This window comes from Metabacillus hrfriensis, from assembly GCF_030127205.1.
In the GTDB taxonomy this organism is placed as follows: Bacteria; Bacillota; Bacilli; order Bacillales; family Bacillaceae; genus Bacillus_P; species Bacillus_P dongyingensis.
The window spans coordinates 787,515-813,298 of record NZ_CP126116.1; the positions used below are offsets into that span (position 1 = coordinate 787,515).

At 40.0% G+C, this 25,784-nt stretch carries 22 protein-coding genes; 20 read left to right on the forward strand and 2 right to left on the reverse strand.

The window, feature by feature from the left end; translation table 11 throughout:
* Nucleotides 1–30 precede the first annotated feature (30 nt).
* The 8 genes from QLQ22_RS04040 (at nucleotide 31) to QLQ22_RS04075 (ending at nucleotide 10,217) form a co-directional block, all read left to right on the forward strand.
* Nucleotides 31–693, forward strand: coding sequence for an HAD family hydrolase (locus QLQ22_RS04040; protein ID WP_252208063.1), 663 nt, complete (start codon nucleotides 31–33; stop codon nucleotides 691–693).
* Between the two features lie 102 nt (nucleotides 694–795).
* A complete protein-coding gene (locus QLQ22_RS04045) occupies nucleotides 796–2,301 on the forward strand; it encodes a GNAT family N-acetyltransferase (RefSeq protein WP_420828857.1) in 1,506 nt (501 codons plus the stop codon).
* A gap of 256 nt (nucleotides 2,302–2,557) precedes the next feature.
* Nucleotides 2,558–3,118, forward strand: coding sequence for a glycerol-3-phosphate responsive antiterminator (locus tag QLQ22_RS04050; RefSeq protein WP_284016045.1), 561 nt, complete (start codon nucleotides 2,558–2,560; stop codon nucleotides 3,116–3,118).
* A gap of 175 nt (nucleotides 3,119–3,293) precedes the next feature.
* Nucleotides 3,294–4,112: an MIP/aquaporin family protein gene (locus QLQ22_RS04055; protein WP_223439915.1), complete on the forward strand. Its 819-nt coding sequence runs from the start codon at nucleotides 3,294–3,296 to the stop codon at nucleotides 4,110–4,112.
* Nucleotides 4,113–4,130: 18 nt separating this feature from the next.
* Nucleotides 4,131–5,621, forward strand: coding sequence for a glycerol kinase GlpK (glpK, locus tag QLQ22_RS04060; RefSeq protein WP_223439917.1), 1,491 nt, complete (start codon nucleotides 4,131–4,133; stop codon nucleotides 5,619–5,621).
* Between the two features lie 148 nt (nucleotides 5,622–5,769).
* Nucleotides 5,770–7,440: a glycerol-3-phosphate dehydrogenase/oxidase gene (locus tag QLQ22_RS04065; RefSeq protein WP_223439919.1), complete on the forward strand. Its 1,671-nt coding sequence runs from the start codon at nucleotides 5,770–5,772 to the stop codon at nucleotides 7,438–7,440.
* 244 nt (nucleotides 7,441–7,684) lie between these two features.
* The gene (locus QLQ22_RS04070) at nucleotides 7,685–9,415 is read left to right on the forward strand and encodes a phospho-sugar mutase (protein ID WP_223439921.1); all 1,731 of its coding nucleotides are present in this window, start codon (nucleotides 7,685–7,687) and stop codon (nucleotides 9,413–9,415) included.
* 79 nt (nucleotides 9,416–9,494) lie between these two features.
* Nucleotides 9,495–10,217: an SDR family oxidoreductase gene (locus tag QLQ22_RS04075; protein WP_223439924.1), complete on the forward strand. Its 723-nt coding sequence runs from the start codon at nucleotides 9,495–9,497 to the stop codon at nucleotides 10,215–10,217.
* A 182-nt stretch (nucleotides 10,218–10,399) separates the two neighbouring features.
* On the opposite strand, the gene QLQ22_RS04080 is transcribed toward QLQ22_RS04075, so the two are convergent.
* Nucleotides 10,400–11,416 (reverse strand): LacI family DNA-binding transcriptional regulator, encoded by a 1,017-nt coding sequence (locus tag QLQ22_RS04080; protein WP_284016046.1) that lies wholly within the window; start codon nucleotides 11,414–11,416, stop codon nucleotides 10,400–10,402.
* Nucleotides 11,417–11,928: 512 nt separating this feature from the next.
* Here QLQ22_RS04080 and QLQ22_RS04085 point away from each other — a divergent pair.
* The 12 genes from QLQ22_RS04085 (at nucleotide 11,929) to QLQ22_RS04140 (ending at nucleotide 25,386) form a co-directional block, all read left to right on the forward strand.
* Nucleotides 11,929–13,626 (forward strand): sugar phosphorylase, encoded by a 1,698-nt coding sequence (locus QLQ22_RS04085; protein ID WP_284016047.1) that lies wholly within the window; start codon nucleotides 11,929–11,931, stop codon nucleotides 13,624–13,626.
* Nucleotides 13,627–14,925, forward strand: coding sequence for an ABC transporter substrate-binding protein (locus QLQ22_RS04090; protein WP_284016048.1), 1,299 nt, complete (start codon nucleotides 13,627–13,629; stop codon nucleotides 14,923–14,925).
* A 205-nt stretch (nucleotides 14,926–15,130) separates the two neighbouring features.
* Nucleotides 15,131–16,000: a carbohydrate ABC transporter permease gene (locus QLQ22_RS04095; protein ID WP_284016049.1), complete on the forward strand. Its 870-nt coding sequence runs from the start codon at nucleotides 15,131–15,133 to the stop codon at nucleotides 15,998–16,000.
* A 5-nt stretch (nucleotides 16,001–16,005) separates the two neighbouring features.
* Complete coding sequence (locus tag QLQ22_RS04100; RefSeq protein WP_420828858.1) at nucleotides 16,006–16,854, forward strand: carbohydrate ABC transporter permease; 849 nt, start codon at nucleotides 16,006–16,008, stop codon at nucleotides 16,852–16,854.
* Between the two features lie 31 nt (nucleotides 16,855–16,885).
* On the forward strand, nucleotides 16,886–17,944 hold the full coding sequence (locus QLQ22_RS04105) for a zinc-dependent alcohol dehydrogenase (protein ID WP_223439937.1): 1,059 nt from the start codon (nucleotides 16,886–16,888) through the stop codon (nucleotides 17,942–17,944).
* A gap of 130 nt (nucleotides 17,945–18,074) precedes the next feature.
* Complete coding sequence (locus QLQ22_RS04110) at nucleotides 18,075–18,869, forward strand: sugar phosphate isomerase/epimerase family protein (RefSeq protein ID WP_223439940.1); 795 nt, start codon at nucleotides 18,075–18,077, stop codon at nucleotides 18,867–18,869.
* 13 nt (nucleotides 18,870–18,882) lie between these two features.
* Nucleotides 18,883–19,920 carry a Gfo/Idh/MocA family protein gene (locus QLQ22_RS04115; protein ID WP_284016050.1) on the forward strand — a complete coding sequence of 346 codons (1,038 nt, stop codon included), beginning with the start codon at nucleotides 18,883–18,885 and terminating at the stop codon, nucleotides 19,918–19,920.
* Nucleotides 19,917–22,145, forward strand: a complete 2,229-nt coding sequence (locus tag QLQ22_RS04120; RefSeq protein WP_284016052.1) for a glycoside hydrolase family 65 protein — start codon at nucleotides 19,917–19,919, stop codon at nucleotides 22,143–22,145. The genes QLQ22_RS04115 and QLQ22_RS04120 overlap by 4 nt, the downstream gene beginning before the upstream one ends.
* Nucleotides 22,146–22,211: 66 nt before the next feature.
* Nucleotides 22,212–22,889, forward strand: a complete 678-nt coding sequence (pgmB, locus tag QLQ22_RS04125) for a beta-phosphoglucomutase (protein ID WP_252208067.1) — start codon at nucleotides 22,212–22,214, stop codon at nucleotides 22,887–22,889.
* A 174-nt stretch (nucleotides 22,890–23,063) separates the two neighbouring features.
* Nucleotides 23,064–24,185 (forward strand): GAF domain-containing sensor histidine kinase, encoded by a 1,122-nt coding sequence (locus tag QLQ22_RS04130; RefSeq protein ID WP_275976736.1) that lies wholly within the window; start codon nucleotides 23,064–23,066, stop codon nucleotides 24,183–24,185.
* Between the two features lie 12 nt (nucleotides 24,186–24,197).
* Nucleotides 24,198–24,839, forward strand: coding sequence for a response regulator (locus tag QLQ22_RS04135; RefSeq protein WP_223439947.1), 642 nt, complete (start codon nucleotides 24,198–24,200; stop codon nucleotides 24,837–24,839).
* Nucleotides 24,840–24,855: 16 nt separating this feature from the next.
* On the forward strand, nucleotides 24,856–25,386 hold the full coding sequence (locus tag QLQ22_RS04140) for an NADPH-dependent FMN reductase (protein ID WP_284016741.1): 531 nt from the start codon (nucleotides 24,856–24,858) through the stop codon (nucleotides 25,384–25,386).
* Nucleotides 25,387–25,424: 38 nt separating this feature from the next.
* On the opposite strand, the gene QLQ22_RS04145 is transcribed toward QLQ22_RS04140, so the two are convergent.
* Complete coding sequence (locus QLQ22_RS04145) at nucleotides 25,425–25,676, reverse strand: YhdB family protein (RefSeq protein ID WP_223439949.1); 252 nt, start codon at nucleotides 25,674–25,676, stop codon at nucleotides 25,425–25,427.
* Nucleotides 25,677–25,784: the final 108 nt, after the last annotated feature.

Sequence of the window (25,784 nt, forward strand, 5' to 3'; positions counted from 1 at the left end):
TGTTCTTATTAATGACAGGGGGGAAGATTCATGATTAAAGCCATTATCTTTGATTTTGACGGATTGATTCTTGATACAGAAACGCACGAATATGAAGTCCTCCAGGAAATTTTTAAAGAACAGGGCAGTGAATTGCCTATATCAGTATGGGGTAAAGTGATAGGAACCGCATCTGATTTCAATCCATTTGCGTACTTGGAAGAACAAATCGGAAAATCAGTCAATCATGAACATTTAACACACTTGCAAAAAGAGAAGTTTGAAAAGAGAATAGCAGCTGAAGCTGCCAGACCTGGTGTAGAGGCTTATTTAATGGCTGCAAAGGAATTGGGGCTGAAAATTGGCCTGGCATCAAGTTCAAGCTATGAATGGGTATCCTCGTACTTAGAAAGCTTGAATCTAATTGATTATTTTGAGTGCATACGCACATCCAATCATGTTGAATTCGTTAAACCAGATCCTGCCTTGTATATAGAAGCAGCTAAATGCCTAGGTGTTGAACCAAGCGAGTGTCTGGCCTTTGAAGATTCCGCAAATGGCGCACTCGCTGCTAAAAAAGCAGGCATGTTCTGCATCATCGTTCCAAACAGCGTGACCAGTCATTTGGAGTTTGAAGACATTGATCATCGTTTAGAGTCGATGGCTGAAATGGATCTTGAAAAAGTCATCTCGCTTATTGAGTCAAGGAACTGAATATGTTTCGGAGCGGACTAATTAGGGAATAAATTGCTGTTACTATATAAAGGAGCGATTGTTTTGACCGATACAATTGATTTGTCCAAATTCGAGAAAAAAATGATAATCAGAAATATTGAGGAGAAAGACATAGATGAAATATTAGCCATGCAGGCTTTATGTTTTCCAGGGATGGTTCCTTGGGAAAGAGAACATTTAGAAAGTCACTTGGAGCATTTCCCTGAAGGACAGTTCTGTGCTGAATTTGAAGGAAAGATTATTGGTTCATGCTCAAGTCTGATCATTAACTTTGATGAGTATGATGACCGTCACACTTGGGATGACATTACGGATAACGGCTATATATCAAACCATAATCCTGACGGCTACAATATGTATGGAATAGAAGTGATGGTACATCCTGAGTACCGCCGGATGAAAATCGGCCACAGGCTTTATGAGGCAAGAAAAGATCTTGCGAGACGGCTGAATCTTAAAAGCATTATAATCGGGGGTCGAATCCCGAATTATCATAAGTTTGAAAAAGAAATGTCTCCGCGTCAGTATGTGCAGGAAGTCATTCATCATAAAATCTACGATCCTGTACTCTCGTTTCAGCTGCTGAACGGATTTTTGCTGATGAGAATTAATCCAAACTATTTGCCTGACGATCGTGCTTCCGGTAAATACGCAACTCTAATGGAGTGGAACAATGTTGATTACATGCCAAACACTAAAAGATTCTATAAAACGGCTCTGCCGGTGCGTATTTGTGTTGTGCAGTATCAAATGAAACAAATTAACTCGTTTGAAGAGTTTGCGAACCAGGTGGAATATTATACAGACGTTGCATCTGATGCATCTGCTGATTTTGCTGTATTCCCGGAATTGCTTACGACTCAGCTGATGTCCTTTTCTGATGAAAAATCACCAAGCAGGGCGATCCGCAGACTGACTGAGTATACAGAAGAGTACATTAGTCTTTTTACAGAGCTTGCAGTAAAATATAATGTCAATATCGTTGGCGGTTCTCACTTTGTAGAGGAAGATAACGGAAAAATTTTTAACGTTGCCTACCTTTTCCGCAGAGACGGCACAATTGAAAAGCAATATAAAATTCACATCACTCCAAATGAACGCAAATGGTGGGGAATCAGCAGAGGGGATGATGTCAAAGTTTTTGATACTGACTGCGGCAAGGTCGCCATTCAAATCTGCTATGACATTGAATTCCCTGAGCTTGCGCGCATCGCTACTGAAAAAGGGGCTAAAATTATATTCACGCCATTTTGTACAGAAGATCGCCAGGGCTACTTGCGTGTCCGCTATTGCTCACAGGCGAGAGCCGTGGAGAATCAGATCTATACTGTCATTTCAGGTACAGTCGGAAATCTCCCGCAAACAGAAAATATGGATATTCAATACGCACAATCCGCTATTTTTGCTCCGTCTGATTTTGAATTTGCAAGAGACGGCATAGTTGGCGAGTGCAATCCGAACATTGAAATGGTCGTGATCGGAGATGTGGATCTTGAAATACTCCGCAGGCAGCGTCAATCCGGAACAGTCAGACAGCTGAAAGACCGCAGACATGACGTTTATGGAATTCGATATAGGAAGAACTAGGGCAAAGATAACTCATCTTTGTCTTCTTTTTTTGAAGGTATAGGAATGCACTTGATTGCAAGCGGAAGCGCCCAACTCCTCGGTCAGAACGGATCACCAAAAAAGTCAAAACCTGACTTGATACTTACCTGCCCATCGGGCTGATCAAGGCCTTTCCGCTTTTCTTGATAAAAAGAAACCTTGAGTTTACAGGAATATATGTAGTACATTCCATTTAAGCATTTATAATAAATAATTAAAGTGGGAGGTGCAGACGATGAGTTTTGAAGGTCAGCAAATATTGCCTGCTATCCGCAATATGAAGCAGTTTGAACGATTTTTGGAAAGTCCGTATCAGTACGGAGTTCTTCTTGATACTCATCTCGGACAGGTTCGAAATATTGTCAGACTGGCAAATGCTTCGAACAAGAAAATTCTCATTCATGTCGACTTAATTCAAGGCTTGAAGCATGATGAGTATGCAGCAGAGTTTATCTGCCAGGAAGTAAAGCCGGCAGGATTAATTTCAACCCGGTCAAACGTGATTGCAAAAGCAAAGCAGCGGGGTATTTATGCCATTCAGCGGCTGTTTCTTCTTGATTCGAGTGCACTTGAGAAAAGTTTAGAGCTGATTGCAAGAAACAAACCGGATTATATTGAGGTACTTCCAGGTCTTGTTCCTAGTTTGATCCAAGAAGTAAAAAAGAAAACTGGAATACCTATTTTTGCAGGCGGTTTCGTCAAAACCTCTGAAGAAGTGCATAAAGCGCTCGCAGCAGGTGCTACAGCAGTAACATCATCAGAAATGGGTTTATGGAAAAATTATCAAAAAATATAATATTTTTCTGTTGACACCGCTTACATTAGCATGTACCATAAAGGCAAGTTAATAAATGTGATGGAGAAACGGAGATCCACAGCAAATCTTTACTTATTGTAAAGTCATTTGCTGTGGATTTTTTTATTCTTTTAATCTATAAAAATCACATTTATCAGATAGGAGGATATAAAAAATGACGGCTTTTTGGGGAGAAGTAATAGGTACGATGATTTTGATTGTGTTCGGCGGAGGTGTATGTGCAGGCGTCAGCTTAAAGAAATCATTCGCGCATAACTCTGGCTGGATTGTCATTACAATGGGATGGGGATTTGGTGTTGCCATGGCTGTTTATGCAGTCGGCGGAATAAGCGGGGCGCATTTGAATCCGGCTGTTACATTTGCTCTTGCTTTTGCAGGTTCCTTTGAATGGAGTCAGGTGCCATCTTATCTTTTAGCTCAAATGATTGGAGCATTTTTAGGAGCAGTGCTTGTTTTCCTTCAGTACCTGCCGCACTGGAAGGAAACAGAGGATCCAGGTGCAAAGCTCAGTGTGTTTTCAACAAGCCCAGCGATTCCAAATCACTTTGCCAACTTTATCAGTGAAGCGCTTGGAACATTTATCTTTGTGCTCACATTACTTGCGATTGGAGCGAATACATTTACTGAGGGCTTAAATCCGCTTATAGTAGGATTTCTGGTCGTTGCAATCGGGCTATCTCTTGGAGGTACTACAGGCTATGCAATCAACCCTGCACGTGACCTTGGGCCAAGACTGGCACATTTTGTTTTGCCGATTGCAGGAAAAGGGAGTTCGAACTGGAAATATGCATGGATACCAGTTGTTGCACCTTTAGTAGGCGGATCTTTTGCAGCGGTCTTTTATAATTACGTATTTAAGGGCAATATCAATACTGCCTTCTGGTATGTAGCAGCTGCTCTTGTATTTATGCTTGGAATTGTCTATGCACTGTCAAAGAAACAATCGAGTTCGGAAAGCACAGCAACTTACTAAAGTTCAGGGGGATTTAACATGGAAAAGTATATTTTGTCTTTAGACCAGGGAACGACTAGTTCAAGAGCTATTTTATTTAACAAACAGGGTGAAATTGTTCACATTGCACAAAAAGAATTTAAACAATATTTCCCTAAGCCAGGCTGGGTAGAGCATAACGCAAATGAAATCTGGGGTTCTATTTTAGCTGTAATCGCAACTTGTTTATCAGAAACGAATGTAAAACCAGAGCAAATTGCAGGAATCGGCATCACGAATCAGCGCGAGACAGCTGTTGTCTGGGATAAAAATACTTCACAGCCTGTATACAATGCGATTGTATGGCAATCAAGACAAACGGCTGGCATTTGTGAAGAATTAAAAGAAAAAGGCTATAATGATACATTCAGAGAAAAGACAGGATTATTGATTGACGCTTATTTCTCTGGAACAAAAGTAAAATGGATATTAGATAATGTTGATGGTGCAAGAGAGAAAGCTGAAAAAGGCGATCTTTTATTCGGAACAATTGACACATGGCTGATTTGGAAGCTGTCAGGCGGTAAAGCGCATGTAACTGATTATTCAAATGCTTCCCGCACATTAATGTATAACATCCATGAATTAAAGTGGGACGATGAGCTATTAGAATATTTAACTGTGCCAAAATCCATGCTTCCTGAAGTTAAGCCTTCATCGGAAGTGTATGCAAATACAATAGACTATCACTTCTTCGGTCATTCTGTGCCAATTGCAGGCGCTGCAGGAGATCAGCAGTCAGCATTATTTGGCCAGGCATGCTTTGAAGAAGGGATGGCTAAAAATACGTACGGTACAGGCTGCTTCATGCTGATGAACACAGGCGAAAAGGCAATCCGTTCTGAAAATGGCCTGTTAACGACTATCGCATGGGGTGTGGACGGCAAAGTTGAATATGCGCTTGAAGGAAGTATTTTCGTAGCCGGTTCTGCGATTCAATGGCTGCGTGACGGACTCCGCATGTTTAAAGATGCAAAAGACAGTGAGCGCTATGCTGACCGTGTCGAGTCAACAGAAGGTGTTTACGTTGTTCCGGCATTTGTAGGGCTCGGAACACCATACTGGGACAGTGACGTGAGAGGAGCTGTTTTCGGCTTAACACGCGGCACTTCAAAAGAGCATTTTGTCCGTGCTACACTCGAATCACTTGCATATCAAACGAAGGATGTCCTTACTGCTATGGAAGCAGATTCAGGGATTTCATTAAAAACACTTCGTGTTGACGGCGGTGCTGTTAAAAATAATTTCTTAATGGATTTCCAAAGCAACATGCTTGGCGTGCCGGTTGAGCGTCCTGAAGTAAATGAGACAACTGCGCTTGGTGCAGCATACCTTGCAGGTCTTGCTGTCGGCTTCTGGGAGGACAAATCTAATATTACAAAGCAATGGAAATTAGATAAGCAGTTTGAACCGGAAATGGAAGATGAAGTCCGCGATGAGTTATACGGCGGCTGGAAAAAGGCAGTAAAAGCAGCTCAGGCTTTTAAATAAACACATCTTGTGATATACTAAAATCAAGTTAATAGAACGGTTGGAGATTTGGAGAGGCCACAACACTAGAGCAGGCATTTAATTGCTGCACTAGCTTGTTGTGGTCTCTTTTTTAATCCCTTCTGGAAAATTTTAGGAGGAATATCAAATGGCTTTTTCAAGCGATAAAAGACACGATATCTTAAATAAAATGACGCAGGAAACGTATGATGTATTTGTCATTGGCGGAGGAATCACAGGGTCCGGCATCGCGCTTGATGCTGCTTCAAGAGGAATGAAAATCGGTCTTGTTGAAATGCAGGACTTTGCAGCGGGAACTTCAAGCAGATCGACAAAGCTTGTGCACGGCGGACTCCGCTACCTCAAGCAATTTGAAGTCAAAATGGTGGCAGAGGTCGGTAAAGAAAGAGCCATTGTGTATGAAAACGGACCGCATGTAACAACTCCTGAATGGATGCTTCTTCCAATGCACAAGGGAGGAACGTTCGGACCATTTTCAACATCCATCGGTCTTCGTGTATATGATTTTCTTGCAGCTGTTAAACGCGGAGAAAGAAGAAAGATGCTAAGCGCCAAGGAAACACTTGCGAAAGAGCCGCTTGTGAAAAAACAAGGACTAAAGGGCGGCGGCTACTATGTGGAATACCGGACAGATGACGCAAGACTTACAATCGAAGTCATGAAAGAAGCTGTGCGCTTCGGTGCAGATGCAGTTAACTACGCAAAAGCAGACGGGTTTATTTACGAAAAAGGAAAAGTCATCGGTGTTCATATTGTGGATACGATTTCTGGAAAAACATATGATGTGTACGCTAAGAAAATCATCAATGCTGCAGGTCCTTGGGTCGATCAGCTGAGAGAAATGGATAAATCTAAAAATGGAAAATCTCTTCAGATGACAAAGGGAATACATCTTGTCTTTGATCAAAAAAAATTCCCGCTGAAACAGGCTATTTATTTTGATACGCCTGATAAACGAATGGTATTCGCGATACCGCGTGACGGCAAAACTTATGTAGGCACAACAGATACAGTTTACAAAGAAGATCCGAAAAATCCCCGTATGACAGTGAAAGACAGAGATTATGTGATTGAGTCCATTAACTATATGTTCCCTGACTTGTCGATCCGTGCTGAGGATGCTGAATCAAGCTGGGCCGGCATTCGTCCGCTTATTCATGAAGACGGCAAAGATCCTTCTGAAATATCAAGAAAGGATGAGATTTGGACATCTGAAACAGGACTCATCACCATTGCAGGCGGAAAACTGACAGGCTACAGAAAAATGGCAGAGCACATTATTGACTTCATTGTAAAAGATTTTAAAGAAGCAGGATTAAAGGATTTTGGAGCATGCAAAACAAGAAATATGCCCATCTCAGGCGGACATGTAGGCGGTTCATCAAGTCTTGAAACCTTTATCAAAACAAAAACTGAACAAGGCAAGACCCTTGGACTGACAGAAATGCAGGCGAAACATTTATCAAGAAGGTATGGATCTAATGCAGATGCGCTGTTTGAAAGAGTAGAGACGTTAAAACCGTTTGCTGAAAGATACGGTTTGCCTATTTACATTCTCGCTGAAATTGACTATGCAATAACAGAAGAAATGACAGCCACTCCGTCCGACTTCTTTGTCAGAAGAACAGGTGCCGTGTACTTTGATATTAACTGGGCGAGAACCTATCAGGAGCCTGTTACAGATTACATGGCGGACAAACTGAAGTGGAGTCCTCGTCAAAAGCAGCAGTACTTTGATAAGCTTCAAACTCATCTGCACGATGCAGTTGTGCCTGACGAGGTAAGAAAAGCAAACTGATAATATGAATCCGGCAGCCGAGTGATGCAAAATCACAATCGGCTGCCATTTTTCATTAGATTTTATTTTTTTGAAATTGAATTTTTTTAACAAAATTAAAATATCAGCAAGTCCCAATATGTGTTAAAATAGCTTTGGAATCGACTGATTTCTATTTTTTACATACGAATTTAGGCAGGAATTGTCTAAATAATGAAGAAATAATTACATAACACTTACAACCTAAAATTATTGGAGGTACATTATGAGTTTTGAAAAAAGCTATCAGCGCTGGAAAAGCAAAACAGATTTAGATTCAGAATTAAGACTTCTTTTATCAGATTTAGAAAATAACGATAAGGCGCGCGAGGATTGCTTTTACAAAAACTTAGAATTTGGAACAGGCGGCATGCGCGGGGAAATTGGACCTGGAATTAACCGCATGAACATGTATACTGTCCGAAAAGCATCTGAAGGCCTGGCGCTTTATATTGAGTCTTTCGGCGAAGAAGCGAAAAAACGCGGAGTGGCGATTGCTTATGATTCACGCCATAAATCACCGGAGTTTGCAATGGAAGCTGCAAAAACTCTTGCAAGCCATGGCATTCAAACATATGTCTTTGAAGAATTGCGCCCGACACCTGAACTGTCGTTTGCAGTACGGTATTTAAATGCGTTCTCTGGCATTGTCGTCACAGCCAGTCATAATCCTCCTGAATATAACGGCTATAAAGTATACGGCGAAGACGGAGGACAATTGCCTCCTGCAGCAGCAGATGAAGTCATCGCCAAAGTAAACGAAATTGAAGACGAACTTAGCATCCAGGTAAAGGATGAAGCAGAATTAAAAGCTTCAGGGCTTATTAAAATGATCGGAGAAGAAATTGACTCCGCTTATACTGACAAGCTTGTAACGATCTCTGTGAATCCGCAGCTATCTGAAGAAGTAGAATTAAATATTGTTTTTACTCCTCTTCATGGAACAGCAAATAAGCCTGTTCGACGCGGCCTTGATGCACTTGGCTATAAAAATGTAACCGTTGTATCAGAGCAGGAACTGCCTGATCCAAACTTCAGCACAGTCAAGTCTCCAAACCCTGAGGAGCATGCAGCATTCGAGTATGCCATCCGTGACGGCCAGAAAACAAATGCGGACTTATTGATTGCAACAGATCCTGATGCAGACCGCCTTGGAATCGCAGTGAAAAATTTAGAAGGAGAATATGTCGTTTTAACGGGCAATCAAACAGGGGCCATTCTTCTTCACTATTTATTGTCCCAGAAAAAAGAAAAGGGCATCCTGCCTGCCAATGGAGTTGTTCTGAAAACCATCGTAACTTCAGAAATCGGCAGAGATGTAGCGGCGTCCTTCGGTTTAGATACAATCGATACACTGACAGGCTTTAAGTTCATCGGTGAAAAAATCAATGAATACGAGCGCACTGGCCAATATACTTTCCAATTTGGCTATGAAGAAAGCTACGGATATTTGATTGGAGACTTTGCACGTGATAAAGATGCTGTCCAAGCAGCAATCTTAGCTGTTGAAGTGGCAGCTTATTATAAAAAACAAGGCAAGACGCTTTATGAGGGCTTACTCGAAATTTTTGAGCAAATTGGCTATTACCGTGAAGGACTTGAGTCATTGACACTTAAAGGAAAAGATGGAGCTGAACAGATTCAAAGCATTTTAACTTCATTCCGCAGCAATCCTCCTCAGACGATGGGAGATAAAAAAGTTGTGACAATTGAAGATTATAAAGCAGGAACCCGCTTCAACGCAGAAGCTAAAACGACAGAAGAGATCACGCTGCCGTCGTCTAACGTTCTGAAATACTATTTAGAAGACGGATCATGGTTCTGCCTGCGTCCATCCGGAACGGAGCCGAAAGCGAAATTCTACTTCGGTGTAAAAGGAGAAACACTTGCGGACAGCGAACAAAAGCTTGAAGCACTTACTTCTGCCCTTATGAAAAAAGTAAACGAATTGATCTAATAAGGAAGCTATTTTAAAAAATGCAGCTGGAAAAGGAGATGACCTTTTTCAGCTGTTTTAATGGGAAAGAGGTTTTATCATGTTGAAAAATCAGACGGCAATCGTAACGGGAGCATCTAGAGGCATCGGAAAGGAAATTGCCATTCAGCTTTCAAACCAGGGCATGAATCTCGCTTTAGTTGGAAGCTCAGATGAAATTTTTCAAACAGCTAAGGAACTTGCTGAGGCCGGCAATCAAAATATAAAAGCTTTTCAAGTGGACATTGCAAATGAAGAGCAAGTGACAGAGATGGTTAAAGAAACGATTTCTGCCTTTCAATCCATTGACGTCCTTGTAAACAATGCAGGCATCGGTTTTTTCAAAACAGTAGATGAAACATCGCTTGATGAGTGGAAAAAAGTGTTTGAAGTAAATGTACAAGGCGTATTTGTAGCTAGTAAGGCTGTTTTATCCCATATGAAAAAGCGCAAAGCTGGAACGATTATTACAATCTCATCTGATGTCGGAAGATACACGATTGCAAATGGTTCAGCGTATACAGCGACTAAATATGCGGTTCAAGGCTTTTCAGGCTCACTTGCTCAGGAAGTGCGCGAATACGGCATTCGCGTAGGCACAATCAATCCAGGAATGGTCGATTCCTATTTCAACAATGGAGTTCAGGGTGCGGAGGAGAAAAAAGACTGGCTTAAAGGAAAAGACATTGCAGATGCAGTTGTCTATATGGCAAGCGCGCCAAAGCATATGATCATTGATGAAATTGTCGTTCATCCGCTTGTACAGCAATATCCGATTTCGTGAAATCCGCTGATTCAGCGGGTTTTTTTGCTCTTTTTTCAAATCCTGGAGGGGAAATTTACATATAAGCAGCTAAAGCAAAGTAAAAAGACAGTCTCCGGGAGGAGTCTGTCTTTTTTATTCAACGTATACCGATAATGGTGATGATGGAATGTGAATCAATTATGATTTGGTTCCAACGCCAATTATTCAACTTTTCTAACAGAGTTCTCAATAATCGTTTTTGTAGGAATAATCGTACGTGCCTGCACATTTTTATTCTTCTTGATTATGTCAAATAGGAACTGGCTGCCGGCATCTCCTAATTTTTTTACTGGAATTTCTATACTAGTCAATGCTGGAGACAAAAATGGTGAAAAGTTCGAATTACTGTAGCCTACGATTGATAGCTCATCTGGAATAGATACACCATGTTGTACAGCAGATCTATAAATACTCATCACTTTTAAATCATCTGTTGCAAAAACAGCAGTCGGCCGTTCCTGACTGTCGAATAACCCTTTAATCGATTCAGATGCACTTTCGACTGTGTAGCCACTATCAATTACCCATTCTTTCCGGACCGGCAATCCATTTTCTTTCATGCAATTTTTATATCCTTCCAATCTGTCTATTGACACATAATAATCTAGAGGCGAATGCAGACAAGCAATATCACGATGCCCGTGATCTATTAAATACTTCGTTAGATTATAACTATCTTGATAGTTATTTGTATCGATGGAAAAAACATTCGTATAGCTTCCTTCTACTTTTCCTATCACAACAATTGGTATGTTAAAACCATCTAATTGTTTGAAGAAATCTTCATTTACAGGGGAACTTAGCATAATAATCCCTTTAATCATTTTTGCTTTAATTTTAGTTATGCACTTTTCTAATTCTTCTTTACTGTTTTTTGATGTCTGCAAAATGACATCAAAATTTTCATCCTCAGCTTTTCTTGAAATGGCGTTAATGATCTCAGAGAAAAAAGGATTGCTCGCAGTTGTCTTTGTAGAGCGTGATACAATCATGATGGCGTCAAAACCAGTGGATAGTGCCCTTGCTAATTTACTTGGCTGGTATTCTAATTCTTCTATAGCTTTTAATACACGAAGCCGTGATTCTTCAGAAATGTTACTTTTGTTATTTAGCACCCGAGATACAGTAGACTTTGAAACCTTTGCGATACGGGCGATATCATAAATAGTGTGGGCCAATATACCTCCCCCTTCAGCAGGATATGATCTCCCGTGAAAATAAATATTTATTATAATACTTATTTATGACCACGGCTAAGATTTTAATGTGTGAAATAGACTAATAAAGCATTTTATATACGTTCATTTGAATGTGTTTTCAATAATAATTGCATCTAACAGGTCAGGATGTTCAGCAATACGCATCAATTTTTTAAGTGCAGGGAGCGATATAGGATAAATTATAGTAATGAATGGCAGAGGTAGCAATAAAAAAAAATTTGGAAATAGATAGAGAAAAAATCTCTCATGAAAAATTTGCTTTAAATGATAGGGAATCACTAGGATAAATGCATAAAAAAACCATAGTTTCTTTTGTTGACAGTAAGCGTTTTCTATATTATATTTACTTCGTGGGAGCGGTACCACAGATGTGGTTCTATTAAAATAATATAAACTATACTTACTTTTGTGGAAACGGTACCACAAGTGTTTTTTTATCTTTATGGGAGCGGTACCACGAGGAGGATATGATGAAAAAAATTAAAGAAAGACTTTCATTTATTTATAACAATCAAGATATTGAGGGACTTTTTACAGAAATAGAGAAACGCATTGCAAAAACAAAGGCTAAATCCCTTAAACCACGAAAACAAAATTGGGATCAAGAGGATCTGGTGTTAATTACTTATGGTGATCAATTCTATGAAGATGATTATCCTACTCTCGAAACCTTTAAAAAATTCTTTGATCATTATTTATCAGATAAATTTGATATGGTTCATCTTCTTCCTTTTTACCCTTATTCATCAGACGATGGATTTTCAGTAATAGATTATAAAAAAGTAAATCCAGTCCTTGGGAATTGGGATGAAATAGAGAAGCTGTCGAAATCAACCAGAATTATGTTTGATGATGTATGTAATCATATTTCTGCAGAAAGCGATTGGTTTCAAGAATACTTAAAAGGTAACCCAGAATATGACGGCTTCTTCGTTGAGATGGATCCATCAGCTGATCTAAGTGTAGTAACAAGACCAAGAGCACTCCCATTGTTAACGAAATTTACTTTAGCAAATGGAGAAGAAAAACATATTTGGACAACATTCAGCGAGGATCAAATTGATCTTAATTTCAGCAATCCTCAAGTACTGTTCAGAATGATAGATGTCTTGCTCTTTTACCTTGAGCAGGGAGCAGAATACATTCGTCTCGATGCAATTGGATTTATGTGGAAAGAGATAGGGACTTCGTGTATTCATCTTGAAAAAACACACGAAATTGTAAAATTATTCAGAGATGTAGTAGAGGAAGCGGCAAAGGGAACAGTAATAATCACTGAGACAAATGTACCGCATAAAGATAATGTTTCTTATTTTGGAAATGGAAAAGATGAAGCACACATGGTTTATCAATTTCCACTGCCGCCATTAGTCCTTTACTCCATTCACAACGGAAATGGAAGGGCACTGACCAAATGGGCGGATGAGCTGCCTCCAACAGGGATTGATACAACATTTTTCAATTTCTTGGCTTCTCATGACGGGATTGGATTAAATCCAATCCGCGGGATCATTTCTGAAGATGAAATCCTTGAAATGGTAGAGGATTTGATAAAAGAAGGGGCACTGGTTAATTACAAGAAAAATCCAGATGGAAGTGAAAGCCCTTACGAAATTAATGTGACCTATCTGGATGCGCTAAATAAGAAATCAGATGAAGATGAGATCCGCGTAAAAAGATTTTTACTGGCTCATTCTATCCTTTTAACACTCCCAGGTGTACCTGCTGTATATATTCAAAGTATGCTGGGTTCCAGAAATGATTATGAAGGCGTTTCAAAAACAGGAATGAATCGGTCCATAAATCGGAAGAAGTACAGCATTAATGAGATAGAAACAGAATTAATGAGTACAGACTCTTTAAGGCGCAAGATCTTTACTGAATTGACAACTATCATTCAAACCCGCAAAAATGAATCTCTTTTCCATCCGAATACAGCAATGGAAGTAATGGATTTGGGGGATAAAGTGTTTGCTTTTAAACGAATGAACTCTAGAGACGACAGTTTAATAGTTATCAACAATTTGACAAATGAAACAGTAACCTGCGATCTGACAGGGAGCTTCATCAATATTAACACTGGAGAAAAAATAAGCTTTGTTGAAGATATGCCGTTAAATCCTTATCAATTCCTTTGGTTGAAACCAATTAAACAGGAGGGAAAGTAAATGCTGAAAAAAGGTTTAGGACTTATGATGATGCTGCTGCTGGCAGCAGTAATGACTGCTTGCGGCGGTGATGAGAGCGGCGATGGAAAGACAACAATTGAGTTTATGCATTCTTCTGTGGAACAAGAGCGTCTTGCTGTCATTAATAAACTGGTTGAAAAATTCGAGAAAGAAAATCCAGATATTAAAATAAAACAAGTTCCTGTAGAAGAAGATTCTTATAATACAAAAGTTGTTACATTAGCAAGTGCAGGAAAGCTTCCGGCAGTCCTTGAAGTCGGACAAGACTTTGCAAAGGTAATGGATAAAGATGAGCTAATTGACAAAGATGCAGTAAAAAATACACTTGAAAAAGCCGGTGAAGGTAATTTTTATGAAGGCGCTTTGAAATTAGTTAAAACCGAAGACGGCAAAAGCTATACCGGCGTACCGATAAGCGGTTGGGTACAAGGTATATGGTATAACAAGGAAATGCTTGCATCAAAGGGATTTGAAGAGCCTGAAAATTGGAATGATGTTCTTGCAATAGCAAAAGCATTTACGGACAGCGGAAATAAAAAATACGGAATTGCTTTGCCGACTGTTGAAGGCGGATTCTCAGAGCAGGCCTTCTCTCAATTCGCTTTGTCAAACAATGCGAATGTGCTGGATGAAAAAGGAGAATTAAACATTGATACAAAAGAGATGAGAGAGTCTCTAGCTTATTATCAAGAATTAGCACAGTACACAATGCCTGGTTCAAATGATACAACCGAGGTTAAGGATGCATTCATGAACGGAACAGCACCGATGGCCCTCTATTCCACTTATCTCCTGCCTTCTGTTTATGAAGAAGGAGAGACTGATAATATTGGTTTTGCGATTCCAGCAGAAAAAACAAAGTCTGTTTTTGGAATGGTATCGGCCTTAACCATTTCTTCTGGATTGGAAGAGACTCAAAAAGAGGCTGCACAAAAATTCACTGCATTTATGTCTGAACCAGAAAACATGACAGAATGGGTGTTAATGTCACCTGGCGGCGCACAGCCTGTGAATAAAAAAGTAACAGAAAATGCAGCTTACCAGCAAAATGAAATTGTAAAATCCTTTGGCGACCTTTCAACTGAAATCGCAGCAGCTTTTAATGATATTCAAGTATTTGGTTTAGTAGATAACAAAAACTTCTTAAAAATGGGCGATGTAACGAGTTCTGGAGCTATTGCTAAAATGGTAAATGGCACCACAGTTGGCGGAAAAAGTGTCAAAGAAGAGCTTGAAAAGGCTGAAAGTAAAATCAAAGATGTCTTAAATAAAAAATAAAATGAAACAGAGGGGAATTACCTTGGGCGGTAATACCCTCTCCTTTTTAAATGATGTTGCCTGAGCAACACCGATAGCTATAAAGAACTAAGATTTCATCAGCAAGCAAAAAATAGTGTATTTTGGTCAAATGTTACATGACAGCGTTATCGATCTTATATGAACGAAAAGGTTCATAAACAAAAACATTACTCCGGGGGGTACTATGAAAACGATAAAGAGAGGGAAATCGGATATAAAGCTTGCGGCCGCATTACTTTTTCCTAGTGTGTTTTTAGTGCTGCTGCTTGTTGCATACCCAATGATATCCAACATTCAAATCAGCTTCTTTGATCAGCCGATTAACCCAAGGTTAAGTGCAACCTTTGTCGGGCTGAAAAACTATATAGATATTCTTACAGATCCGGCATTTATTAAATCATTAGGGATTACGCTTTTGTACATGATCCTTGCAGTCGCAGGAAGTACAGCGCTTGGATTGGCGGTTGCAATTTTCTTTAATCGGCCATTTAAATTCCGGAAAATTGCCCGATCATTAATCATTTTATCTTATGTTACACCATCTATTTCATTAGTCTTTGCTTGGAAATATATGTTCAATAATGGATATGGTGTCGTGAACTTTTTGGGCGGAGACGTTTTACATTTGTTTGATAAGGCACCTCTTTGGTTTGACAATCCGGTCAGCAGCTTTATCCTGGTCGTTCTATTTGCGATATGGAGATATTTCCCATATGCTTTCATTTCATTTCTTGCCATTTTGCAAACCATTGATTCCACCCAATATGAAGCAGCTGAAATAGACGGAGCATCAGCATGGGGGAAATTTAAGATTGTTACCCTTCCGGCAATAATGCCTGTCTTGGTGACGGTTATCACATTGCGCTCCATCTGGCTGTTCTATATGTTCACAGATGTGTATCTGCTGACAAATAAAGTGAATATTCTCGGTATTTACCTGTATGAAACAGCATTTGCATTCAATGACCTTGGCAAAGCAGCATCCATTTCCGTCATTCTTTTCATTATTCTCTCGATTGTTATTATTGCAGCAAGAAAGCGGGTGAAGTTTTAATGGCAATGGCTAGCAGCAAAAAAAATAAAGCAGTAAAAAAAGTAGCATTTTACGCTGGATTAATAAGTCTGTTGACGGTTTCCCTGTTTCCATTTTTCATTATGCTGATGACTTCCTTTAAAAACTCAAAGGAAGCGGTGGCGACCAATCCGACATTCTTTCCAAAGGAATGGACAATTCAGCATTATGTAGATATTTTCAATCCGGATATTTTCCCGTATATTACCTATTTTAAGAATAGTTTAATAGTGGCGCTCACAGCAGCAGGCTTAGCTGTGGTCATTGGTATCTTCGGGGCATATGCCCTATCAAGACTGAAATTTATGGGACGGACAACAATTAATGCCAGTTTTTACACAGTATACATGTTTTCCGGCATTTTACTTGTCGTGCCTTTGTTCAAAATCATTTCTGGTTTGGGTTTATATGACACAAAAACGGCGCTAATCATAACGATGATTGTTCAGACATTGCCAACGGCCATTTTCATGTTAAAAAGTTTTTTCGATACGATACCGGATGACCTGGAAGAAGCAGCCATGATCGATGGATTAAATCGTGTGCAGATCATCTTCTATATTATTATTCCATTATCCATTACAGGAATTATATCGGTATTTGTTTATTCTTTTATGGTTGCATGGAACGATTACTTATTTGCATCCATTTTCTTATCCGATTCGGCAAATTTCACGCTGCCAATTGGGTTAAATACCTTGTTTAGCACACCTGATTATGTTTGGGGCCGTATGATGGCCGCATCGCTCGTAACAGCACTGCCAGTTGTGATTATGTATGCCATATCCGAGCATTTTATTAAAGGAAACTTAACAGAAGGCGGCGTAAAAGGTTAATCCGCCTATTCAGAGAGGAAGTAATACGATTATGAAAAAGCTTGTTGCTGTTAAACCAAGAGAAGCTGCATTGGTAGAATATGAAGATCGTACGGTTCAACCACATGAAGTGAAAATCGAAGTAGAATTTGCCTCGCCTAAGCATGGTACAGAAGTAATAGACTTCCGCGGGCAGACTCCTTTTATGGATGAGAACTTTTCTGAAGAATGGCGTATGTTTATGCCTCGAGAAGAGGGTGCTGAAAAAGGGATTGTATTCGGTGAGTTCCAGCTTGGAAATATGATTGTTGGGAAAATCATTCAAGCTGGAAGCGAAGTTGTTGAATACCAAGTGGGAGAGACGGTTTGCACGTATGGGCCGATTATGGAAACTGTCATAGTCAATGGAGTTGACAATCACCGCTTGCGCAAGATGCCAGAAGGTGCTAAATGGCAAAATGCCGTTTGTTATGATCCTGCACAATTTGCTTTAAGTGGTGTAAGGGATGCAAATGTCCGTGCAGGAGACTATGTGGTCGTAGTTGGATTGGGTGCAATTGGACAAATTGCAATCCAGCTTGCAAAAAAAGCTGGTGCAAGCATCGTTATTGGTGTTGATCCTCTTAACCATCGCCGTGATATTGCTCTTCGTAATGGCGCAGATGTTTGTTTCGATCCAATTTCATGTGATGTGGGATTTGAAGTAAAAAAACTTACAAACAAATTGGGTGCAGATTCAATTATTGAAACGAGCGGAAACGCTGCTGCTCTTCAAGCTGCACTAAGAGGAATTGCATACGGAGGCACCATTTCTTATGTAGCTTTTACAAAACCATTCCCTGAAGGGCTGAACTTTGGCCGTGAAGCTCATTTTAATAACGCCAAGATTGTTTTCTCACGTGCAGCAAGTGAACCTAATCCGGATTACCCGCGCTGGAACCGCAAGCGCATAGAAGATACGTGCTGGGAATTATTAATGAATAGCTACATTAATTGTGAAGATATTATTGATCCGATCGTTTCGTTTGAAAACAGTGCTGAAGCATACATGGAGTACGTGGATCAGCATCCGGAACTAAGTATTAAGATGGGAATCGAATATAAAAAATAGAAGAAAAGCTAATAGGGCTGGCCTTAGCGGTTGGCCTAAAAGCTTCTAATAGTATGAAAATGGCTTAATGACTAAAATCCTTCTATTTTAGATGGGTTTTGGCTGAAATAATAAATAGGAGGAGTTATCAATGAAAATTGGCACACAAAATCAGGCATTCTTTCCAGATAATATAATTGATAAGTTCCAATATTTAAAGAAGGCCGGATTTGAAGGCTTTGAAATTGACGGCAAGTTATTAGTCGACAATATAGATGAAGTAAAAGAAGCGATTGCTGAAACGGGAATTCCTGTTACCACTGCTTGTGGCGGATATAGCGGCTGGATCGGAGACTTCATTGAAGAACGCAGATTAAACGGCTTAGCAGATATCAAACAAATTTTAAAAGCATTAGAGGGAGTTGGAGGAAAAGGAATTGTTGTACCAGCGGCATGGGGAATGTTCACCTATAGGCTGCCGCCAATGGTCTCACCCCGCAGCGGGCAAGGGGACCGGAAAGCAGTAAGTGAATCTCTCATTTATTTGAATGAGGCTGCGGAAGAAACAGGCACATCCATTTTCCTTGAGCCCTTAAATCGTTATCAAGATCATATGATAAATACATTGGCAGATGCGAGAAGTTATATAGAAGAAAATGAGTTGAAAAATGTGAAGATTATTGCCGATTTTTATCATATGAATATTGAAGAGGATGACATTTCTAAAGCACTCCACGAAAATCGTGATTTAATTGGGCATATTCATCTTGCAGACAACCACCGATATCAGCCGGGCAGCGGGTCTCTTGATTTCAAAAAGCATTTTAATCAATTAAAACAAGATGGATATGAAGGATTCCTGACGCTTGAATGCCGTATAAGAGGCAACAATCCAGAAGCTGAATATTTAAAAGCATTACGACACCTGCAGGAATCATTAATCTGAGAGGGGTAACATCGTGGAAAAAAAGAGAGTTGCGATCATTGGAGGAGGACAAGTTGCAGAAAAAGTTCATGTTTCTTACTACGGTTCTCGGGAAGAAATTGAATTAGCTGCCGTCGTAAGTCCAAATGCCGATCGAGCAAAGAACTTTGCTGAGCGTAATGATATCCCTCATTATTATACGGATGCATCGGAAATGTATGCTGCGGTAAAGCCTGATATGGTCAGTATTTGTACGCCAAATCGGAATCATTATGAAAATGTCATGCTGGCTTTGGAAAATGGCTGTGATGTATTGTGTGAAAAACCACCTGCTATCTCAGCTGATGAAGCAAGGAAAATGCGGGATGCTGCCATTCAAAACAACTGTCTCCTGGCCTATAATTTTCATCATCGTTTTGCGGATGATGTGACCATTATAAGAGAAAAAGCAGAAGAAGGCATGCTTGGAGATATTTATGTCGTAAAGGTAAAAGCATTGCGACGCTGCGGAATTCCAGGCTGGGGGAGCTTTACAAATAAGGAAGTGCAGGGGGGCGGCCCTCTCATTGACTTAGGTGTTCATATGCTGGATGCTGCTTTATATGTGTTAGATTTTCCAAAGATTGAGAAGGTAACTGCTAAAATGTACCAGAAAATTGGCACAAAAAAATCTGCCGGAACCCTTGGAGAATGGGATCCGGAAAAATTTGAAGTTGAAGATTCACTTTTTGGATTTGTTGAGTTAGAAGGCGGACGATTGCTCCAGCTCGAAACATCGTTTGCTTTAAATATAAAAGAAACATCCATTATGAATGTTGAATTCTGCGGAGATCAAGCAGGAGCCACGCTTTATCCAGCTCAGATTTATACAGATGAAGGCGGAGAGCTGGTTTCGCTCTTAAAAAGAGAAATCGCTGATGCAGACAGGCATCAAAAAAGCATGCGTTCTTTTGTTGATAAATGTTTAGGGAAAGACGTAATGGTGGCTGATGGGGAACAAGGATACGTCATCCAGCAGCTCATCGAAGCACTATATGAATCTGCAGAAAAAGGTGAAAGTGTGTCCTTATGATGAGAGAACAAGTAATTTATGATAAACATTTTGATCTGCATTATATAAATAAGTTTGCTAGTTTAATGACATTAGGAAATGGCTATTTAGGTCTTCGTGCTACGCACGAAGAAGACTACGCAGAACAAACTCGCGGTATGTATGCAGCTGGTATTTATAATAAAGCTGCGGCTAATGACCCGTCAGATTTAGTGAATCTGCCAGATATGATCGGAATGAGAATAGAAATCGACGATGAGATATTCTCGCTATTAAATGGAAACATCCTTTCATATGAACGAAAATTAAATCTGGCTAATGGAGAATTGCAGCGTGAGATCCTCTGGAAAAGCAATTCAGGCTCTCGGTTTCGTCTGATTTTCCAACGTTTTGTTGCTAAAAATGACTTGCATTTACTAGCAGCAAAAGTAACGATCACTAGCTTAGACAAAAAGGCTAAGTTAAAAATTGTGACTGGAATCAATGCTCAACAAACAAACTTTGGCAAACAGCACCTTATCGAAGAGAAGGTGCGTGTTATTGATGAACAAATGATGCAGGGAGTATATAAAACGACTGAATCAGGACATACGATTGCACTCGCAGCAAGCTGCAGGTGCTCAGTTCAAAGTGATGTTTCCTTTACAGCTAAGAACAGGCAGCTGCTGTCAACCATTAAGCAAGACCTTACGGTTAACTCACCGTTTGTTCTTGAGAAAATTGGTAGCGTTTTTACATCACTCGATCAAGATCAAGCTTGCAATGACCCTGAGTCTTCAAGTGAGAACGCAATAAAAACAATTGAATCTTTTAGCTATGACGATTTACTGGCACAGTCAACACGTAAATGGGAGCAATTTTGGCAGCGAAAACGTGTAAAAGTTACGTCAACCAAAGAGTTTGATCAATTTTCACTTGATTTCGCTTTGTACCAGGTAGAGATTATGACACCTGCACATGATGCCAGATTCAGTGTTGGAGCGAAAGGATTGACTGGAGAAGGCTATAAAGGGCATGTTTTTTGGGATACCGAAATATTTATAGCACCGTTTCATCTTTTTACTGAACCGGAAACAGCCAGGAAACTTTTAAGCTATCGTTATCTGCGTTTAGAACAGGCTAAAGAAAAGGCAGCACTAAATGGCTATGAGGGAGCCCTCTTTCCATGGGAAAGTGCTTTTTCAGGAAAAGAAGAAACGCCTGAATATGCAGCAATAAATATTAGGACAGGGGAACGGCAGAAAGTAGCTTCAGCATTAGCAGAGCACCATATTGTTGCAGATATAGCTTATGCCGTGGTTCAGTATTACAGCAATACACATGATTATGCATTCATGAAAAAAGAAGGACTTGCCCTTCTTAAAGAAACCTGCCGCTTTTGGATTAGCCGTGCAGTGAAAGAAAATGGCCATTTATCCATTAAAGACGTAATCGGACCTGATGAGTATACAGAACATATCGATAACAATGCATTTACAAACTATATGGCTGCTTATAATGTGGAGCAAGCTCTCTATTTTATGGATAAGTTCGGGGACATTGATCATTTACTTATGGACCGCGGACAAGATTTCCTAAACCATTTATATTTGCCGAAACCAAATGTACATCATATCATTCCACAGGATGATACATTTTTGTCTAAACCTGAGATTGATTTAACCCGCTATAAAGAAAATCAGGGCAGCCAAGGTATTTTACTGGATTATTCCCGCCATGAAATTAATGAAATGCAAATTTTAAAACAAGCGGATGTTGTCATGCTTCTGTATCTTTTTCCAGAGCTATTTCCAAGCGAGGTGGTAACGAAAAATTTACATTATTACGAGGAGCACACGATTCATGATTCCTCACTGAGCAAAGCCATCCATGCGATTGTTGCAGCCCGATGCGGCGAAAATGAGAAAGCCTACCGCTTTTTCCAGGAGGCATGCCTGATCGATTTAGGTCCAAACCCTCATTCATCAGATGAAGGGCTTCATGCTGCATCCCTTGGAGCCATTTGGCTTGCTGCAATATTTGGATTTGCAAATCTATCTTTTAAAAACAATCGGTTAATTCTAAACCCTAAACTTCCGGCCAGCTGGTCTGAGCTTACATTTCCGCTTCACTTTCGCGGTACAAGCTTAACCATTTCATTAACCCATCAAAAAATCAAATTGACGAAGGTTGAAGGACCAGAGATTACAGTTGAGGTAAATGGCGAAGAAATTAGAGTATCCGACAAAATAGAAGTCTTCCGATAATCAAGAGGAGAAAATGAAATCTGTTGCTGTACATTCATTTAGCTTCGGAAAGAAGGGAATAAAAACATGAGTAAAAGGAATATTGATGCTGTTGTTTTTGACCTGGATGGGGTCATTACCGATACAGCACATTATCATTTTTTAGCATGGAGACAGCTTGCTGAAGAACTGGGAATTGTCATTGATGAGGTATTTAATGAAAGGCTGAAGGGTGTAAGCAGAATGGACTCTCTTGAGTTAATCTTACAAGAGGGAAATCAGCAGCATAACTTCAGTTTAGCCCAAAAAGAAGAGATGGCCGCAAAAAAAAATCTTCATTATTGTGAGTTTTTAAAGGAGTTAACACCTGATGACGTATTGCCGGGAATTTTGAACCTCATTGCAGATATTAAATCTGAGGGAATTTCAATCGGGCTTGCTTCTGTTTCAAAAAATGCGAATACGGTCTTAGAGGCATTAGAGCTGCAAAAGGTATTTGATTTTTGTGCAGACGCAGCAAAAATAAGCAAATCCAAACCTGACCCAGAAATTTTCCTGACTGCCTGCAATGGACTCGGTGCTCTGCCGCAACGGTCGATTGGCATTGAAGATGCTGCAGCTGGAATTGAAGCTATTAAAGCAAGTGAAATGTTTGCAGTTGGAGTAGGAAGCTCCCTGCACAAAGCCGATTACCAGGTAGAAAATACTGATCAGCTTTGTTGGGATAAAATTAAAGAGGCTCATAAAAACTGGATAAGCATTTAGATATTAAAAAAACTTGTAAATTTCAAATTTACAAGTTTTTTTATATATTTAAGATATCACTTATATTTTGGGATTCTCCATCAAAAGTCTGAGAAAAAATCAGTCACATTGAGAAGGCAGCAAAAGGGAAAACGCTGATATACTATCAATATAAACACTGTGAAGGAGATAGATATGTCTAACGATGAAAAACGCATTTTGGAACTGCAGACACTAAAGACAATCGCTGAAACACTGAATCAGTCAAATGATCTTAAACAAATGCTTGATGACGTTCTCAGAAAGCTTCTTCACGTAACAGGACTTGAAACAGGCTGGATCTATCTTATTGATTCAGATAAGCAATATCGATTAGCTGCGGATCATAAGCTTCCTCCTGCACTTGAAACAGATAATAAAAAAGCAATGTGCAGAGGGGATTGCTGGTGCATCGATAAATTTGCGGACGGACGTTTAAATAAGGCTGCAAATATCATAAACTGCAAACGTTTAGAAGACGCGGAGCAATTTGAATGGGGCGAAACGAATGAAATTACCCATCATGCTACCGTTCCGCTTAGAACGGGGAATGAAAAAATCGGTTTATTAAATGTAGCTTCTCCGAATAAAACCCATTTCTCGACCGAAGAGCTTGCCTTGCTCGAAGCTGTTGCTTTTCAAATAGGCACTGCCATGAAACGGATGAAGCTTGTGGAAAACGAACAGCATCTTGCTCTAATTGCGGAGAGGAACAGGCTGGCGCAGGATTTGCATGATTCCGTCAATCAGCTTCTTTTTTCAATTATGCTAACTGCAAGAGGTTCAAAGGAAATGACAGAAGATCAACAGATGAAAGAGATGCTGTCATATGTTCAAGATCTCTCACAGGAGGCTCTTTCAGAAATGAGGGCTTTAATCTGGCAGCTTAGACCTCAAGGGCTGGAAAATGGGATTGCATCTGCGCTGATGAATTACGCAAAAGTATTGGGCCTAGAACTTGAAACGGATATTCAGGGTGTTCAAACCCTCCCATGCGATACGGAGGAAGCCTTGTGGAGAATCGGTCAGGAAGCGTTAAATAATTGTAAAAAGCATGCACAAATAAAAACTGCTTCCATTCGCATACACCGTTTGAAAAATGAGGTAATCATGACAATTAAAGACCAGGGAGCAGGTTTTTCTTACAATGAAAAATTGCCGCTGCCTTCAATGGGGCTTCAGGGAATGAAAAATCGCGTTCAAAAATTAAACGGCACCTTTCAAATAACCGCCGGAATAAATAGAGGCACGGAAATAGAAGTGAAAATACCAATCTAAGGGGGCATGAACATGGGAATTCGCCTGTTAATTGCTGACGATCACAAAGTAGTCCGCAGAGGGCTGCACTTTTTTCTCTCTACCCAAAAGGATATTGAGATTGTCGGAGAAGCTGAAGACGGGGAAGAGGCTGTAAAGATGGTGCGCACGCTGCTGCCAGACGTGATATTAATGGACCTCTCCATGCCCGTCATGAATGGAGTAGATGCAACAAAGGAAATCCGCACATTCAACGAACAGATAAAAATCATTATTTTGACGAGCTACGCCGATCAGGACCATGTGATCCCAGCCATTCAGGCAGGAGCATCTGGCTATCAGCTTAAGGATGTCGAACCGGATGAACTAGTTCATACGATAAGGGAAGTGCTGAAAGGAGAAAGCAAACTTCATCCCAAAGTCACAACTCACGTCATGTCCCATTTGATGCAAACGAATCAAAAAGATGAAAAGCTATTGACACCGCTTACGAATCGGGAGAATGATGTATTAAAGGAAATTGCAAAAGGAAAAAGCAATAAAGAAATTGCCGCTTCTTTATACATCACAGAAAAGACCGTAAAAACACATGTGTCAAATATTTTATCCAAGCTGTCGCTCTCTGACCGCACACAAGCTGCCCTATATGCAGTCAAGAATGGCTTAGACAAATAAGAGAGGAAGAATGAAAATGAAATTGCTTGTTATTAATGGAAGTCCAAGAAAAAAAGGAAGAACCCGTCTTGCAGCAGCATTTATTGCTGAAAAATACGGAGCAGCGCATATCGATTTAAGTGTTCTGAATCTCCCAATGTTTAATGGAGAGGAAGACCAGGAAAAGCTTGAAGCAGTCCAGGAACTGAAAAACCAGGTTAAAGCAGCAGACGGTGTCATTTTATTATCACCTGAATATCACAGCGGCATGAGCGGAGCATTAAAAAATGCCCTTGATTATTTAGGAAGTTCTCATTTTGCACATAAGCCTGTTGGCCTGATTGCTGTTGCCGGCGGAGGAAAAGGCGGGATCAATGCTCTGAATAATATGAGAACCGTGATGAGAGGAGTTTATGCAAATGCCATACCAAAACAGCTTGCCCTTGATCCGATCTGTTTTGATTATGAAAACAAAAAACTTCTTGAGGATTCAGCGGCGGTGCTAGTTGCCCAGCTAATCGAGGAACTAAAGATGTATGTGGAATTTTATATACAAAAGCAAAAGTAAAATGGAGGGGATTCCCTCCATTTTTTTTATTAGAAATGTTAAGTCAGATAAGCATATTCTGCATCCTCAAACTCATGTCCTATTTCTACAGCGTGATCGATATAGCGAAGGAGTGAATATAATTTCTTTTCGACTTCTCCGTAATTGTTTTCGAAGTTGTATGCGTGCAGGAACTGCTCAATCCGTTTTGAGAGCATATCATCTTTTGTTCGCACCATTAAGATCAGAAGATTATCCCATTGTGATCGGTGAGTATAATATAATGCTTTGTCGTAATCGACTGTCTCCACAAACATTCCTCCCTTGAAGGAGATATGTTTATTTTGTGTGAAACGGACAATGATTTTCTGTGTAAAAGTTGGAGGGCCTGTATTCATCAGCTTGGAAGTGTTTCCCCG

Bases quoted from the DNA above. Each gene is read 5' to 3' on its own strand.
- QLQ22_RS04140 (WP_284016741.1), top strand. From the start codon at position 24,856: ATGAAATTGCTTGTTATTAATGGAAGTCCAAGAAAAAAAGGAAGAACC.
- QLQ22_RS04120 (WP_284016052.1), top strand. From the start codon at position 19,917: ATGATGAGAGAACAAGTAATTTATGATAAACATTTTGATCTGCATTAT.
- glpK (WP_223439917.1), top strand. From the start codon at position 4,131: ATGGAAAAGTATATTTTGTCTTTAGACCAGGGAACGACTAGTTCAAGA.
- QLQ22_RS04090 (WP_284016048.1), top strand. From the start codon at position 13,627: ATGCTGAAAAAAGGTTTAGGACTTATGATGATGCTGCTGCTGGCAGCA.
- QLQ22_RS04055 (WP_223439915.1), top strand. From the start codon at position 3,294: ATGACGGCTTTTTGGGGAGAAGTAATAGGTACGATGATTTTGATTGTG.
- QLQ22_RS04130 (WP_275976736.1), top strand. From the start codon at position 23,064: ATGTCTAACGATGAAAAACGCATTTTGGAACTGCAGACACTAAAGACA.
- pgmB (WP_252208067.1), top strand. From the start codon at position 22,212: ATGAGTAAAAGGAATATTGATGCTGTTGTTTTTGACCTGGATGGGGTC.
- QLQ22_RS04105 (WP_223439937.1), top strand. From the start codon at position 16,886: ATGAAAAAGCTTGTTGCTGTTAAACCAAGAGAAGCTGCATTGGTAGAA.
- QLQ22_RS04045 (WP_420828857.1), top strand. From the start codon at position 796: ATGATAATCAGAAATATTGAGGAGAAAGACATAGATGAAATATTAGCC.
- QLQ22_RS04085 (WP_284016047.1), top strand. From the start codon at position 11,929: ATGAAAAAAATTAAAGAAAGACTTTCATTTATTTATAACAATCAAGAT.
- QLQ22_RS04110 (WP_223439940.1), top strand. From the start codon at position 18,075: ATGAAAATTGGCACACAAAATCAGGCATTCTTTCCAGATAATATAATT.
- QLQ22_RS04075 (WP_223439924.1), top strand. From the start codon at position 9,495: ATGTTGAAAAATCAGACGGCAATCGTAACGGGAGCATCTAGAGGCATC.
- QLQ22_RS04100 (WP_420828858.1), top strand. From the start codon at position 16,006: ATGGCTAGCAGCAAAAAAAATAAAGCAGTAAAAAAAGTAGCATTTTAC.
- QLQ22_RS04095 (WP_284016049.1), top strand. From the start codon at position 15,131: ATGAAAACGATAAAGAGAGGGAAATCGGATATAAAGCTTGCGGCCGCA.
- QLQ22_RS04040 (WP_252208063.1), top strand. From the start codon at position 31: ATGATTAAAGCCATTATCTTTGATTTTGACGGATTGATTCTTGATACA.
- QLQ22_RS04135 (WP_223439947.1), top strand. From the start codon at position 24,198: ATGGGAATTCGCCTGTTAATTGCTGACGATCACAAAGTAGTCCGCAGA.
- QLQ22_RS04070 (WP_223439921.1), top strand. From the start codon at position 7,685: ATGAGTTTTGAAAAAAGCTATCAGCGCTGGAAAAGCAAAACAGATTTA.
- QLQ22_RS04065 (WP_223439919.1), top strand. From the start codon at position 5,770: ATGGCTTTTTCAAGCGATAAAAGACACGATATCTTAAATAAAATGACG.
- QLQ22_RS04050 (WP_284016045.1), top strand. From the start codon at position 2,558: ATGAGTTTTGAAGGTCAGCAAATATTGCCTGCTATCCGCAATATGAAG.